This window comes from Neobacillus piezotolerans, from assembly GCF_003362805.1.
Classification (GTDB): Bacteria; Bacillota; Bacilli; order Bacillales; family Cytobacillaceae; genus Bacillus_D; species Bacillus_D piezotolerans.
The window spans coordinates 20,346-36,034 of record NZ_QNQT01000016.1; the positions used below are offsets into that span (position 1 = coordinate 20,346).

12 protein-coding genes are annotated in these 15,689 nt (G+C 48.5%); all 12 read left to right on the plus strand.

The window, feature by feature from the left end; genetic code table 11:
- Nucleotides 1–103: 103 nt before the first annotated feature.
- The 12 genes from rpoB (at nt 104) to rplB (ending at nt 15,637) form a co-directional block, all read left to right on the plus strand.
- Entirely contained in the window at nt 104–3,664 is a 3,561-nt protein-coding gene (gene rpoB / locus DRW41_RS20785; RefSeq protein WP_115453955.1) for a DNA-directed RNA polymerase subunit beta, read from the plus strand.
- Nucleotides 3,665–3,815: 151 nt separating this feature from the next.
- A complete protein-coding gene (gene rpoC / locus DRW41_RS20790) occupies nt 3,816–7,409 on the plus strand; it encodes a DNA-directed RNA polymerase subunit beta' (protein WP_115453956.1) in 3,594 nt (1,197 codons plus the stop codon).
- A 248-nt stretch (nt 7,410–7,657) separates the two neighbouring features.
- On the plus strand, nt 7,658–7,906 hold the full coding sequence (locus tag DRW41_RS20795) for a 50S ribosomal protein L7ae-like protein (protein WP_115453957.1): 249 nt from the start codon (nt 7,658–7,660) through the stop codon (nt 7,904–7,906).
- A 100-nt stretch (nt 7,907–8,006) separates the two neighbouring features.
- Nucleotides 8,007–8,429: a 30S ribosomal protein S12 gene (gene rpsL / locus DRW41_RS20800; RefSeq protein WP_115453958.1), complete on the plus strand. Its 423-nt coding sequence runs from the start codon at nt 8,007–8,009 to the stop codon at nt 8,427–8,429.
- 44 nt (nt 8,430–8,473) lie between these two features.
- Nucleotides 8,474–8,944 carry a 30S ribosomal protein S7 gene (gene rpsG, locus DRW41_RS20805; RefSeq protein WP_115453959.1) on the plus strand — a complete coding sequence of 157 codons (471 nt, stop codon included), beginning with the start codon at nt 8,474–8,476 and terminating at the stop codon, nt 8,942–8,944.
- 155 nt (nt 8,945–9,099) lie between these two features.
- Nucleotides 9,100–11,181, plus strand: a complete 2,082-nt coding sequence (gene fusA, locus DRW41_RS20810) for an elongation factor G (protein WP_115453960.1) — start codon at nt 9,100–9,102, stop codon at nt 11,179–11,181.
- A 116-nt stretch (nt 11,182–11,297) separates the two neighbouring features.
- Complete coding sequence (tuf, locus tag DRW41_RS20815) at nt 11,298–12,485, plus strand: elongation factor Tu (protein WP_115453961.1); 1,188 nt, start codon at nt 11,298–11,300, stop codon at nt 12,483–12,485.
- 383 nt (nt 12,486–12,868) lie between these two features.
- Complete coding sequence (rpsJ, locus tag DRW41_RS20825; RefSeq protein ID WP_053368705.1) at nt 12,869–13,177, plus strand: 30S ribosomal protein S10; 309 nt, start codon at nt 12,869–12,871, stop codon at nt 13,175–13,177.
- A gap of 37 nt (nt 13,178–13,214) precedes the next feature.
- Nucleotides 13,215–13,841 carry a 50S ribosomal protein L3 gene (gene rplC, locus DRW41_RS20830; protein WP_115453963.1) on the plus strand — a complete coding sequence of 209 codons (627 nt, stop codon included), beginning with the start codon at nt 13,215–13,217 and terminating at the stop codon, nt 13,839–13,841.
- Nucleotides 13,842–13,869: 28 nt separating this feature from the next.
- A complete protein-coding gene (gene rplD / locus DRW41_RS20835; RefSeq protein WP_115453964.1) occupies nt 13,870–14,493 on the plus strand; it encodes a 50S ribosomal protein L4 in 624 nt (207 codons plus the stop codon).
- Nucleotides 14,493–14,777: a 50S ribosomal protein L23 gene (rplW, locus tag DRW41_RS20840; RefSeq protein WP_053364771.1), complete on the plus strand. Its 285-nt coding sequence runs from the start codon at nt 14,493–14,495 to the stop codon at nt 14,775–14,777. Before rplD ends, rplW begins: the two co-directional genes overlap by 1 nt.
- A 29-nt stretch (nt 14,778–14,806) precedes the next feature.
- Nucleotides 14,807–15,637: a 50S ribosomal protein L2 gene (gene rplB / locus DRW41_RS20845; RefSeq protein WP_115453965.1), complete on the plus strand. Its 831-nt coding sequence runs from the start codon at nt 14,807–14,809 to the stop codon at nt 15,635–15,637.
- Nucleotides 15,638–15,689: the final 52 nt, after the last annotated feature.

Below are 15,689 nucleotides of genomic sequence, written 5' to 3' on the forward strand. Positions count from 1 at the left end.
AGTTGAAAAACCCTTTTTCTTTTTTGTCTGTTGCGGGACAGAAGTCCGGCATCAGGCTCTAAATAGATTTAAAATACAACTCTTGATTTGAGGGGTGAATCAGTTGACAGGTCAACTAGTTCAGTATGGACGACACCGCCAACGAAGAAGTTACGCGCGAATCAGTGAAGTTTTAGAATTACCAAATCTTATTGAAATCCAAACCTCTTCTTATCAATGGTTTCTTGATGAGGGACTGCGTGAAATGTTCCAGGATATTTCACCGATTGAAGACTTTACTGGTAACCTATCTCTAGAATTTATTGATTATAGCCTTGGCGATCCGAAATATTCCGTTGAGGAATCAAAGGAACGGGATGTTACATATGCGGCACCACTGCGTGTAAAAGTACGTCTCGTCAACAAAGAAACAGGGGAAGTTAAAGACCAGGATGTTTTCATGGGCGATTTCCCGCTGATGACTGAAACAGGCACCTTTGTCATTAATGGTGCGGAACGTGTCATCGTTTCCCAGCTAGTTCGCTCCCCGAGCGTTTATTATAGCGGGAAAGTGGACAAAAACGGGAAAAAAGGTTTTACAGCCACCGTTATACCGAACCGCGGCGCTTGGCTAGAATATGAAACAGATGCCAAGGATGTCGTATACGTAAGGATAGATCGTACCCGGAAGCTGCCAGTTACGGTTCTTTTGCGTGCACTCGGGTTCGGCTCTGATCAAGAAATCATCGATCTCATTGGCGACAATGAGTATATCCGCAATACACTTGAAAAAGACAATACCGACAGCATTGAAAAAGCGCTGCTCGAAATCTATGAAAGGCTTCGCCCAGGCGAACCGCCGACTGTAGAAAACGCCAAAAGCCTGCTCGTTTCGCGTTTCTTCGATCCTAAACGCTATGACCTGGCAAGTGTAGGGCGCTACAAAATCAATAAAAAACTTCATATTAAAAACCGTCTGTTTGGCCAGCGGCTTGCTGAAGCATTGGTGGATCCGGAAACCGGTGAAATTATCGCTGAGGTGGGCACACTGCTCGACCGCAGGAATCTTGACCGGCTCATTCCCCACCTAGAAAAGAACATCAACATGTACAGCTACCAGCCTGGAGGCGGAGTTGTTGATGGGGACATTGTCCTGCAGGGAATCAAGATTTTCGCGCCGACGGATGATAACGAAAAAGTAATTAATGTCTTAAGCAATGCTTATGTTCCGGAACAGGTGAAGAACATCAGCCCGGCCGATATCATTGCTTCGATCAGCTATTTCTTCAATCTGCTTCATGGAGTAGGTGACACTGACGATATCGACCACCTTGGGAACCGCCGTTTGCGTTCTGTAGGTGAATTGCTGCAAAACCAATTCCGAATTGGCCTTTCAAGGATGGAACGGGTTGTACGTGAAAGGATGTCGATCCAGGATACTGCGACCATCACTCCGCAGCAGTTGATCAATATCCGTCCGGTTATCGCTTCGATTAAAGAGTTCTTTGGAAGCTCCCAGCTTTCCCAGTTCATGGACCAGACCAACCCTCTTGCCGAACTGACGCATAAACGCCGTCTTTCCGCGCTTGGACCAGGTGGTTTGACACGTGAGCGCGCGGGCTTTGAAGTGCGTGACGTCCACTATTCACACTATGGGCGCATGTGTCCGATTGAAACGCCAGAGGGACCGAACATCGGACTAATCAACTCGCTTTCGTCTTATGCCAAGGTAAACCGCTTTGGCTTTATTGAAACGCCATACCGCCGGGTAGACCCTGAAACCGGGAAAGTGACCGATCGCATCGATTACCTGACCGCGGATGAAGAAGACCTTTATGTAGTGGCCCAGGCGAACGCAAGGCTTGATGAAGACGGGTCGTTTATCGATGCCGACATCGTGGCGCGTTTCCGAAGCGACAATACGGTAGTACCCCGTGAACGAGTCGATTACATGGATGTATCACCGAAACAGGTTGTTTCCGCGGCAACCGCCTGCATTCCGTTCCTAGAAAATGATGACTCCAACCGCGCCCTCATGGGAGCGAACATGCAGCGCCAGGCTGTTCCATTGATGCAGCCGGAAGCTCCAAGAGTTGGTACTGGGATGGAGCACGTTTCAGCGAAAGATTCCGGCGCCGCTGTCATTTGCAAGCACGAAGGAATCGTCGAACATGTGGAAGCCCGCGAAGTTTGGGTCCGCCGCGTAAAAGATATAGATGGCCAGGAAGTAAAAGGCGACCTGGATAAATACAGGATGCTTAAATTTATCCGTTCCAACCAGGGAACCTGCTACAACCAGCGCCCGATTGTTTCCGTAGGCGACAGGGTGACAAAAGGTGAAATCCTTGCCGACGGGCCGTCGATGGAAAAGGGCGAATTGGCGCTTGGCCGGAACGTACTTGTCGCATTCCTGAACTGGGATGGCTACAATTACGAGGACGCCATCATCATGAGTGAGCGCCTTGTTAAGGATGATGTGTATACATCCATCCATATTGAAGAATATGAATCCGAGTCCCGCGATACAAAGCTGGGGCCTGAAGAAATAACACGCGATATTCCGAACGTAGGGGAAGACGCGTTAAGAAATCTTGATGAACGCGGAATCATCCGCACTGGAGCCGAAGTTAAGGATGGCGACTTGCTTGTTGGTAAGGTTACGCCTAAAGGGGTAACCGAACTGACAGCGGAAGAACGCCTGCTTCATGCAATCTTTGGCGAAAAAGCACGTGAAGTAAGGGATACCTCCCTCCGTGTTCCTCACGGCGGCGGAGGAATTGTCCTGGATGTTAAAGTGTTCAACCGTGAAGACGGTGATGAGCTTCCTCCGGGCGTTAACCAGCTCGTCCGTGTATATATCGTCCAGAAGCGTAAAATCTCTGAAGGGGATAAAATGGCCGGACGCCACGGAAACAAAGGGGTTATTTCCCGAATCCTTCCTGAAGAAGATATGCCGTATCTTCCGGACGGCTCACCTGTGGATATCATGCTTAACCCGCTGGGCGTACCTTCGCGTATGAACATCGGGCAGGTGCTTGAACTCCATCTTGGAATGGCAGCGAGGGCGCTTGGCATCCATGTTGCTTCGCCGGTATTCGACGGTGCGACTGAGGAAGACGTATGGGCGACAATCGAAGAAGCCGGCATGGCGCGCGACGCGAAGACGGTTCTCTATGACGGCCGTACTGGCGAGCCGTTCGATAATAGGGTATCAGTCGGCGTCATGTACATGATTAAGCTAGCCCATATGGTTGACGATAAATTGCACGCCCGTTCCACTGGCCCATACTCTCTCGTTACACAGCAGCCGCTCGGCGGAAAAGCCCAGTTTGGCGGACAGCGTTTCGGGGAAATGGAGGTTTGGGCGCTTGAAGCTTATGGCGCCGCCTATACGCTTCAGGAAATCCTTACCGTCAAATCCGATGACGTCGTCGGCCGTGTGAAAACATACGAAGCAATCGTAAAAGGCGAGAACGTACCTGAACCTGGCGTTCCTGAGTCGTTCAAAGTATTGATTAAAGAACTTCAGAGCCTTGGGCTAGATGTGAAAATCCTGTCCGGCGATGAAGAGGAAATAGAAATGCGCGACCTTGAAGACGAAGATGATATGCAGCAGGTAGATACATTGACAATTGCTCCTGAAGCACAAAGCTTCGAGTCTGAAAAAGTGGGATCAAAAGAGTAACAAGAAAAGCGTTAGCGTTGGAGCTAGACAATTCTCGAAAAGAATAAGCTTTTCTGGTTTTAACCATAACCGCCCGGGCGCCATGCGCGTCCGGATTCCGGTTTTGTCAGCTACAGGGTAAAACCTGGAGATTAAAAGGGAGGTAGGCCCCTTGCTGGATGTTAATAATTTTGAGTATATGAAAATCGGCCTTGCGTCACCAGATAAAATCCGTTCATGGTCTTTCGGTGAAGTCAAGAAGCCGGAAACAATCAACTATCGTACATTAAAGCCAGAAAAAGACGGCCTTTTCTGCGAAAGGATTTTCGGCCCTACAAAGGACTGGGAGTGCCATTGCGGAAAATACAAGCGCGTCCGTTATAAGGGCGTCGTCTGTGACCGATGCGGCGTTGAAGTGACACGCGCGAAAGTTCGCCGCGAACGGATGGGCCATATCGAACTTGCCGCGCCAGTTTCCCATATTTGGTACTTCAAAGGAATCCCGAGCAGGATGGGTCTCGTCCTAGACATGTCACCCCGCGCCCTGGAAGAAGTAATCTACTTCGCTTCCTATGTGGTAACGGATGCAGGGGATACAGCCCTTGAAAAGAAACAGCTTTTATCCGAAAAAGAATACCGGGCATACCGGGAAAAGTATGGCAACAAATTCCAGGCTTCCATGGGCGCAGAAGCGATCCGGAAGCTCCTTCAGGATATTGACCTTAATAAAGAGGCTGATTCCCTGAAAGAGGAATTAAGGACGGCCCAGGGCCAAAGGCGTACACGCGCGATCAAACGCCTGGAAGTCCTTGAAGCTTTCCGTGGGTCTGGAAATGAGCCATCCTGGATGGTTCTTGATGTTCTCCCGGTCATTCCGCCGGAACTTCGTCCAATGGTCCAACTCGATGGCGGCCGTTTTGCCACATCCGACCTGAATGACCTTTACCGCCGTGTCATTAACAGGAATAACCGCTTGAAGCGCCTGCTAGATCTTGGCGCGCCAAGCATCATTGTACAAAATGAAAAGCGGATGCTGCAGGAAGCCGTCGACGCGCTTATCGACAACGGCCGCCGTGGACGTCCTGTAACAGGACCGGGGAACCGTCCATTGAAGTCCCTTTCACACATGCTGAAGGGTAAGCAGGGGCGCTTCCGCCAAAACCTACTTGGTAAGCGTGTTGACTATTCAGGCCGTTCGGTTATCGTCGTAGGACCGAACCTGAAGATGTACCAATGCGGGCTGCCAAAGGAAATGGCGCTGGAATTGTTCAAGCCATTTGTCATGAAAGAACTTGTTGAAAAGGGCCTTGCCCATAATATTAAATCCGCAAAGCGGAAAATCGAGCGCGTACAGCCCGAGGTCTGGGATGTGCTAGAAGAAGTAATCCGTGAGCATCCAGTCCTATTGAACCGCGCACCGACGCTCCACAGGCTGGGCATCCAGGCGTTTGAACCGACACTTGTAGAAGGACGGGCAATCCGCCTCCATCCGCTCGTATGTACTGCGTATAACGCGGACTTCGACGGCGACCAGATGGCGGTGCACGTACCGCTGTCAGCCGAGGCTCAGGCAGAAGCACGCCTATTAATGCTTGCGGCGCAAAACATCCTTAACCCTAAGGATGGCAAGCCGGTCGTAACGCCATCCCAGGACATGGTGTTGGGGAACTACTACCTGACATTGGAACGCGAAGGCGCGATCGGCGAAGGGATGGTCTTCAAGGATACGAACGAAGCGCTCATCGCCTACCAAAATGGCTTTGTACACTTGCATACACGGGTTGCCGTAAGTGCAGGTTCTCTTAACAATGAAACATTTACCGAAGAGCAGAACCAGCAGCTCTTGCTGACGACAGTCGGAAAGCTTATTTTCAACGAAATCCTGCCGAAGTCGTTCCCGTACATCAATGAACCGACAAAGCACAACCTCGAAGTGAAAACTCCGGAAAAGTATTTTGTTGAAAAGGGCGCTGACATTCATGCGCTTATTAAGGAAATGCCGCTTGTTGAACCGTTTAAGAAGAAAATCCTCGGAAACATTATCGCCGAGGTATTCAAACGCTTCAAAATCACCGAAACTTCGAAAATGCTTGACCGTATGAAGGACCTTGGCTTTAAGTATTCGACTAAGGCTGGAATCACGGTTGGTGTTGCTGATATCGTCGTACTTGGTGAAAAAGAAGAAATCCTCGCGGACGCCCAAAGCAGGGTTGACAATGTACAGAAGCAGTTCAGACGCGGTTTGATCACCGAAGACGAACGCTATGACCGTGTCATCTCCATCTGGAGCCAGGCGAAGGATACCATTCAGGGCAAGCTGATGCAGTCACTGAATAAGACTAACCCAATCTTCATGATGAGCGATTCCGGAGCGCGTGGTAACGCGTCCAACTTCACTCAGCTTGCCGGTATGCGCGGTATGATGGCCAACCCGGCAGGGCGGATTATCGAATTGCCAATCAAATCGTCCTTCCGAGAAGGATTGACGGTATTGGAATACTTCATTTCCACACACGGTGCGCGTAAAGGCCTTGCCGATACGGCGCTTAAAACAGCTGACTCGGGTTACCTGACACGCCGCCTTGTCGACGTTGCACAGGATGTCATCGTCCGGGAAGACGATTGCGGAACGGACCGCGGTTTACGAATCCGCGCATTGAAGGATGGCACCGAAGTCATCGAAGCGCTTGACGAGCGCCTAATCGGCCGTTATGCAAGAAGGAACATCAAGCATCCTGAAACAGGTGAAATCATCGTACCGGAAAACGGCTTGATAACGGAAGATCTTGCTGTAGAGGTTACTAACGCCGGCATCGAGGAAGTTCAAATCCGCTCGGCATTTACGTGCAACACACGTCATGGCGTATGTAAGAAGTGTTATGGCCGCAACCTTGCGACAGGCCAGGAAGTCGAAGTGGGCGAAGCGGTTGGGATTATCGCCGCCCAGTCAATCGGTGAACCGGGAACCCAGCTTACGATGCGTACATTCCATACGGGCGGTGTAGCAGGGGACGATATCACCCAAGGTTTGCCGCGTATCCAGGAACTTTTCGAAGCGCGGAACCCGAAAGGGCAGGCTGTCATTGCCGAATTGGAAGGTGTCGTAGTCGGCATCAACGAAGGGCGTGACCGCCAGCAGGAAATCGTTGTCCAAGGTGAAGTCGAATCAAGGACTTATACAGCGCCGTACACTGCAAGGCTCAAGGTTCAAGTCAACGACAGGGTAGAACGTGGGCAGGACCTGACTGAGGGATCGATTGACCCGAAAGAGCTTCTTAAAGTCACTGATGTGGGAACTGTTCAGGAATACTTGCTGCGTGAAGTGCAGAAAGTTTACCGGATGCAGGGCGTTGAAATCGGCGACAAGCACATTGAGGTCATGGTGCGCCAGATGCTGCGCAAAATCAGGATTATCGATGCGGGTGAAACCGATGTCCTTCCGGGCATGCTTCTTGATATCCACCAGTTCACGGACGCGAATGAAAAAGCATTGCTGAACGGCAAAATGCCGGCAACCGGTCGTCCGGTCCTTCTTGGTATCACGAAGGCTTCACTTGAAACGGATTCCTTCCTTTCAGCGGCATCCTTCCAGGAAACGACAAGGGTGCTTACAGACGCTGCCATCAAAGGCAAGCGCGACGAGCTTCTCGGCCTGAAGGAAAATGTCATTATCGGAAAGCTTATTCCTGCCGGAACAGGCATGACGCGTTACCGCAAGGCGGAACCGGTCATCCGGGAGGAAGAAGAAGGCATTACAATCGAATAAACGGGGAACCTTTCCCTTATATTCAGAAACGGCACCAGACAAAAGCCTGGTGCCGTTTTTTAAGAGTTTTTGGCTATGTTATACGATGTTTATATCTTTGGAAGCTTTCTTTGTGAAGTGGAAATCAATAGACGAATTTCACATAGCCATTTTTAAAAAAATACGCAAGATTAGTTGACATCCATTATTCATGATGGTAATATAGCAAAGGTGCTCCTATTCACCTGTAACTTTGGAGGATATGAACGATGTCTTACGAAAAAGTTTTGCAGGCCAGGAAACTCCTGATAGGAACTAAACAGGCAGTCAGAGCGCTTGAAGACGGTACCGCCAGTGAACTGGTTGTCGCTTCGGATGCGGATCCGGAACTAACGGACGCAGCCGTTGAAGCGGCGAAGAGACACGGCATACCTGTGCTGCGGGTCGATTCGATGAAAAAGCTCGGCAAGGCCAGCGGCATTAAAGTGGGAACTTCTGCTGTCGCAATAATCCGTTGAAAACTGTTTTTGCAGATGCTGCTGCAAGAACTTTGTTTTTGCCAAAAAAAGAACCACCTGGATGTGTGGGTCTACAAATGTTGTGAAGGGAGGAAAAAACATGCCTACAATTAACCAATTAGTGCGCAAGCCTCGTAAATCCACTGAGGAAACATCGAAATCTCCTGCGCTTAATAAAGGTTACAACAGCTTCAAGAAATCACAAACGAACGTATCATCTCCACAAAAACGCGGTGTTTGCACCCGTGTTGGTACGATGACTCCTAAGAAACCAAACTCAGCGCTCCGTAAATATGCTCGTGTGCGCTTGACTAACGGTATCGAGGTAACTGCCTACATCCCTGGTATCGGCCACAACCTTCAAGAGCACAGTGTTGTTCTTATCCGTGGAGGCCGTGTAAAGGACTTACCGGGTGTTCGTTACCACATCGTGCGTGGCGCTCTTGATACGGCTGGTGTTAACAACCGTATGCAAGGCCGTTCCAAATACGGTACGAAGCGTCCAAAAGCACCGAAAAAATAATAACCTTATCCTAAATAGAAGATTTTCTGAAAGGAGGAAAAAATATGCCTCGTAAAGGTCCTGTAGCAAAAAGAGACGTTTTGCCAGATCCGCTTTACAATTCAAAGCTAGTTACCCGCCTGATCAACAAAATGATGATCGACGGTAAGAGAGGTACATCCCAGGCGATTCTTTATAATGCATTCGATATCATCCGTGAGCGTTCAGGTAAAGAACCAATGGAAGTGTTTGATGCAGCCCTGAAGAACATCATGCCTGTTCTTGAAGTTAGAGCCCGCCGTGTAGGTGGCGCGAACTACCAGGTTCCAGTTGAGGTGCGCCCTGACCGACGCACTACACTTGGACTTCGCTGGTTGGTAAACTACGCAAGGCTTCGCGGCGAAAAGACAATGGAACAGCGTCTTGCCAATGAAATCCTTGATGCAGCAAACAACTCAGGCGCGTCTGTCAAGAAGCGTGAAGATACACACAAAATGGCTGAAGCCAACAAAGCATTCGCTCACTACCGCTGGTAAAATAAAGCGGTATAGGCACCCACTATGGGTCCTAAGCCAGACAAGCTATATAAACGGATACCGAGCCGGGCGATGTTCCCGGCTTCAGGTCCAGTTATTGATGTAGCTTCCAGCCGGATCTTTAAAACACTCATACAAGGAAGGAGAAAGACCCAATGGCAAGAGAGTTCTCCTTGGATAAAACCCGTAATATCGGCATCATGGCCCATATCGATGCGGGAAAAACAACTACAACAGAACGCGTCCTTTATTACACTGGACGTATCCATAAAATTGGTGAAACTCACGAAGGCGCTGCGCAAATGGACTGGATGGAGCAGGAACAGGAACGTGGTATCACAATCACGTCCGCTGCAACAACCGCCCAATGGAAAGGCCATCGCGTAAACATCATTGACACACCAGGACACGTAGACTTCACAGTTGAGGTTGAGCGTTCCCTTCGTGTACTTGATGGTGCGGTAGCTGTCCTCGATGCCCAGTCAGGCGTTGAGCCTCAAACTGAAACAGTTTGGCGCCAGGCTACTACTTATGGAGTTCCACGGGTAGTATTCGTTAACAAAATGGACAAGATCGGTGCCGACTTCCTATATTCTGTAGGAACATTGCATGACCGCCTTCAGGCTAATGCGCATCCGATCCAACTTCCAATCGGTGCTGAAGATCAATTCGAAGGAATCATTGACCTTGTGGAAATGAAAGCAACTTTCTACGGCAATGACCTTGGAACTGATATTGATGTCCGTGAAATTCCAGAAGAGTACCGCGCTCAAGCAGAAGAATATCGCGAAAAGCTTGTTGAAGCGGTTGCGGAGCTTGACGAAGAACTCATGGAAAAATATCTTGGCGGGGAAGAGCTTACAATTGAAGAAATTAAAGCTGCCATCCGTAAAGGTACAACTTCTGTTGAATTCTACCCTGTTATCTGCGGTTCCGCATTTAAAAACAAGGGTGTTCAATTAATGCTTGATGCTGTAATCGACTATCTTCCATCTCCTCTAGACGTACCTGCAATCAAAGGTCACGCTCCTGGCGACGAAGATGAAGTTGTTGAAAAGCATTCAAGCGACGAAGAGCCATTCGCAGCTCTTGCGTTTAAAGTTATGACCGACCCTTATGTTGGTAAATTAACATTCTTCCGTGTTTACTCCGGTACTTTGGAATCTGGATCTTATGTCCAGAACTCCACTAAAGGAAAGCGTGAGCGCGTAGGACGTATCCTTCAAATGCACGCCAATAGCCGCCAAGAAATCTCCAAGGTTTACGCAGGCGATATTGCTGCTGCAGTTGGTTTGAAAGATACAACAACAGGTGACACTCTGTGTGATGACAAGAGCCCAGTTATTCTTGAATCCATGCAGTTCCCTGAGCCGGTAATCCAGCTATCCGTGGAGCCTAAGTCAAAAGCGGACCAGGACAAAATGTCCACTGCATTGCAAAAGCTTCAGGAAGAAGATCCAACCTTCCGTGCGCACACTGACCAGGAAACTGGACAAGTTATCATCGCCGGTATGGGTGAGCTTCACCTGGATATCCTTGTTGACCGTATGCGCCGTGAATTCAAGGTAGAAGCAAACGTGGGTGCTCCTCAGGTTGCCTACCGTGAAACTTTCCGTGAGTCTGCACAGGTTGAGGGTAAATTCGCCCGTCAATCCGGTGGACGCGGTCAATACGGACACGTTTGGATCGAATTCTCTCCAAACGAAGAAGGAAAAGGCTTCGAGTTCGAAAACGGAATCGTCGGCGGTGTCGTTCCTCGTGAATACGTGCCAGCCGTACAAGCAGGTCTAGAAGATGCTCTCGAAAGAGGCGTTCTTGCCGGCTATCCATTAGTAGATATCAAAGCTAGGCTGTTTGATGGATCTTACCATGATGTTGACTCCTCTGAAATGGCGTTTAAAATCGCCGCTTCCATGGCGCTTAAGAATGCGGCTTCCAAGTGTAAGCCTGTAATCCTAGAGCCAGTCATGAAGGTTGAGGTTGTCATTCCTGAGGAATACCTCGGTGACATCATGGGGCAAATCACATCCCGCCGCGGACGTGTTGAAGGTATGGACGCGCGTGGAAATGCGCAGGTAGTCCGTGCGATGGTTCCACTTTCAGAAATGTTCGGTTACGCAACTTCCCTTCGTTCAAGCACACAGGGGCGCGGAGTGTTCTCAATGCACTTCGACCACTACGAAGAAGTTCCTAAATCGATCTCTGAAGAAATCATCAAAAAAAATAAAGGTGAATAATTGATTTTCGCCTTTCAATCAAGTATAACTACTATGTAAGCATAGGCTGGGTTTGGCTTGCCAAACTCAGCCCCTAACAATACTTAACTTTTTAAAATTAAAGGAGGAAATTCCTAATGGGTAAAGCTAAATTTGACCGTTCCAAGCCACACGTTAACATTGGAACAATCGGTCACGTTGACCATGGTAAAACTACTTTGACTGCAGCAATCACAACTGTACTTGCAAAAGCAGGCGGCGGTGAAGCGCGCGGCTACGATCAAATCGACAACGCTCCAGAAGAAAAAGAGCGTGGAATTACTATCTCAACTTCCCACGTTGAGTATGAAACTGCTAACCGCCACTATGCGCACGTTGACTGCCCAGGACACGCCGACTATGTTAAAAACATGATCACTGGCGCTGCCCAAATGGACGGCGGTATCCTTGTAGTATCCGCAACTGACGGCCCAATGCCGCAAACACGCGAGCACATTCTTCTTTCCCGTCAGGTAGGCGTTCCTTACCTTGTTGTATTCATGAACAAGTGCGACATGGTAGACGACGAAGAACTTCTTGAGTTGGTTGAAATGGAAATCCGCGACCTTCTAACTGAATATGAGTTCCCTGGCGATGACACTCCAGTTATCAAAGGTTCTGCTCTTAAAGCTCTTGAAGGCGATTCTGCTTGGGAAGCAAAAATCATCGAACTTATGGATGCTGTTGACAGCTACATCCCAACTCCAACACGTGACACTGAAAAACCTTTCATGATGCCTGTTGAGGACGTATTCTCAATCACTGGCCGTGGAACAGTTGCTACTGGACGCGTAGAGCGCGGACAAGTTAAAGTTGGTGACGTTGTTGAAATCGTTGGTTTCACTGAAGAGCCAAAATCTACAACTGTAACAGGCGTTGAAATGTTCCGTAAGCTTCTTGACTATGCAGAAGCTGGAGACAACATTGGTGCCCTTCTTCGTGGCGTAGCGCGTGAAGAAATCGAGCGTGGACAGGTTTTGGCTAAGCCAAAGTCCATCACTCCACACACAAAGTTCAAAGCGGAAGTTTATGTTTTGTCTAAAGAAGAAGGTGGACGTCATACTCCATTCTTCACTAACTACCGCCCACAATTCTATTTCCGTACTTCTGACATTACAGGTATCTGTAACCTTCCAGAAGGCGTAGAAATGGTTATGCCTGGCGACAACATCGAAATGTCAGTAGAGCTAATCGCTCCAGTTGCGATCGAAGAAGGAACAAAGTTCTCTATTCGTGAAGGCGGCCGTACAGTAGGCGCTGGCGTTGTTGCTTCAATCGTTGAATAATAATTAAACAAGAAGCGGATGGGTGACGACCCATCCGCTTTTATTTTTACCGACAAAATCCGAGTTTCTTCTATAATATAACTAAATGGCAAAAGGCGTTGGGCCAGTGTGGGTGGAAAAAACATGAAATCCCGACTATGCTCCAAAAAAACATTGCAATCACTGCATGATGCCGCTATAATATTAAAAGTGTGCGAAACATAAAAAACCCATGAATGTTATTGCGTTTAGGCGGTGTTTTATGTATAATAGACAATGTTGGTCTTTGACTGCGATGATGTGAGAGGTTGCTGACACACCCGGCCGCTTTGCCATGGCGAGTGTGCAGGAGATTTTCACGGAGAATGTCTATTTTCAAAATAGGCGAAAAGGAGGGAAAAATAATGGCAAAACAAAAAATTCGTATCCGATTAAAAGCGTATGATCACAGGATCCTGGATCAGTCCGCGGAAAAAATCGTTGAAACAGCCAAGCGTTCCGGTGCAGCAGTGTCTGGCCCGATCCCGCTTCCAACTGAAAAGACGGTTTACACAATCCTTCGTGCGGTCCATAAGTACAAGGATTCCCGTGAGCAATTCGAGATGCGTACACACAAGCGTCTGATCGACATTGTGAACCCAACTCCACAAACAGTTGATTCACTTATGCGTTTAGACCTGCCGTCCGGCGTAGACATCGAAATCAAACTATAAACGACCATAAAACAAATTATTTCAGGAGGTGTGACGAATGACCAAAGGAATCTTAGGAAGAAAGATTGGTATGACTCAAGTATTTGCTGAGAACGGCGATTTAATCCCTGTTACAGTTATTGAGGCAGCGGCCAACGTTGTCCTTCAAAAGAAGACGATCGAAAGCGATGGCTACGAAGCTATCCAGGTCGGTTTTGAGGACAAGCGTGAAAAGCTTGCCAACAAGCCTGAAAAAGGGCATGTAGCTAAAGCGAATACTGCTCCTAAGCGCTTCGTTCGCGAATTCCGCGGAGTAGACTTGGCAGCATTTGAAGTTGGTCAGGAAGTCAAAGTTGATATTTTTGCAGAAGGCGACATCGTGGATGTTACTGGAGTATCGAAAGGTAAAGGATTCCAGGGTTCAATTAAGCGCCACGGACAATCCCGCGGCCCAATGGCCCACGGTTCCCGCTACCATCGCCGCCCAGGTTCCATGGGACCAGTTGCCCCGAACCGCGTATTCAAAGGCAAAGCATTGCCAGGACGCATGGGTGGAGAAGTAGTTACAGTTCAAAACCTTGAAATTGTAAAAGTAGATACAGATCGCAACCTGCTTCTAGTGAAAGGCAACGTGCCTGGAGCAAGAAAAGCGTTGATCAAAATTAAAAGTGCGGTAAAAGCATAGGACTTCTTAAGAAAGGAGGAACAAAGGAATGCCTAAAGTAGCATTGTTTAACCAAAACGGTTCCCAAGTTGGGGAAATCGAACTTAATGATACAGTTTTCGGCATTGAGCCAAACCAGCATGTGCTTTTCGAAGCGATACTGATGCAAAGGGCTTCAATGCGCCAGGGAACACACAAAACAAAAATTCGTTCCGAAGTATCCGGCGGCGGACGCAAGCCATGGAGACAAAAAGGAACAGGCCGTGCGCGCCAAGGATCAATCCGCTCACCACAATGGAAAGGCGGCGGTACAGTTTTCGGTCCGGTACCACGCAGCTACAGCTACAAATTGCCAAGGAAGGTACGCCGCCTTGCAATTAAATCAGCCCTTTCCACAAAGGTGCTTGAAGAAAACATCCTGGTACTTGAAAGCCTTGCTTTCGATGCGCCAAAAACAAAAGATTTCGTAAACGTCCTAAAAGGACTTTCCGTAGAAAAGAAAGCACTTGTTGTAACTGCTGACCTTGATGAGAACGTAGCATTGTCTGCAAGGAACATTCCTGGCGTTACAGTAGTAGCAGCCAACGGCATCAGTGTCGTGGATGTCCTTAATCATGATAAGCTAATCATCACCAAAGCAGCGGTTGAAAAAGTAGAGGAGGTGCTTGCATAATGGATGCACGCGATGTTATTAAGCGCCCCGTTATCACCGAACGTTCTACTGATTTGATGGCTGAAAAGAAATACACGTTCGAAGTTGACGTAAGAGCCAATAAAACACAAGTAAAAGACGCTGTTGAAAAAATCTTTGGCGTTGATGTTGAGAAAGTAAACATCATGAACTACAAAGGTAAGTTCAAGCGCATGGGCAAATTCGGCGGATACACAAACAAACGCCGCAAGGCTATTGTTAAGCTGACTGCCGACAGCAAAGAAATCGAAATTTTTGAATCCTAGAATTTTAACTAGAAGAGGAGGGAATAGAAATGGCGATTAAAAAGTACAAACCTACCTCTAACGGTCGTCGCGGCATGACAGTTTCTGATTTCGCTGAAATCACAACTAGCACACCGGAGAAGTCCTTGTTGGCTCCGCTGACAAGAAAAGGCGGCCGTAACAACCAAGGTAAGTTAACTGTTCGTCATCAAGGTGGCGGCCATAAGCGTCAATACCGTCTAATCGACTTTAAACGCGACAAAGATGGCATTCCAGGACGCGTTGCCACTATCGAATATGATCCAAACCGTTCAGCAAACATTGCACTAATCAACTATGTGGATGGGGAAAAGCGTTACATCCTTGCACCTAAAAACCTTAAGGTAGGCATGGAAGTAATGTCCGGCCCAGACGCTGATATCAAAACAGGAAACGCGCTGCCACTAGCGAACATCCCTGTTGGTACAGTTGTCCACAACATCGAGCTTAAGCCTGGAAAAGGCGGCCAATTGGTCCGTTCCGCAGGTACATCTGCACAGGTCCTTGGTAAGGAAGGCAAATACGTATTGGTTCGTTTGACTTCTGGTGAGGTCCGCATGATCCTTGCGACATGCCGCGCTTCCATCGGCCAAGTTGGAAACGAACAACACGAATTGATCAACATCGGTAAAGCAGGACGTTCCCGCTGGTTAGGCAAGCGCCCGACAGTCCGCGGATCTGTTATGAACCCGAATGATCACCCACACGGTGGTGGTGAAGGACGTTCTCCAATCGGACGTAAATCACCAATGTCTCCTTGGGGCAAACCAACCCTTGGACGCAAGACTCGTAAGAAAAAGAACAAGTCCGATAAATTCATTGTACGACGCCGTAAAAAATAACGTGATTGAGCTACGGTTCAGATACAGAACCGTAGAACGGTCTCGAAGGGAG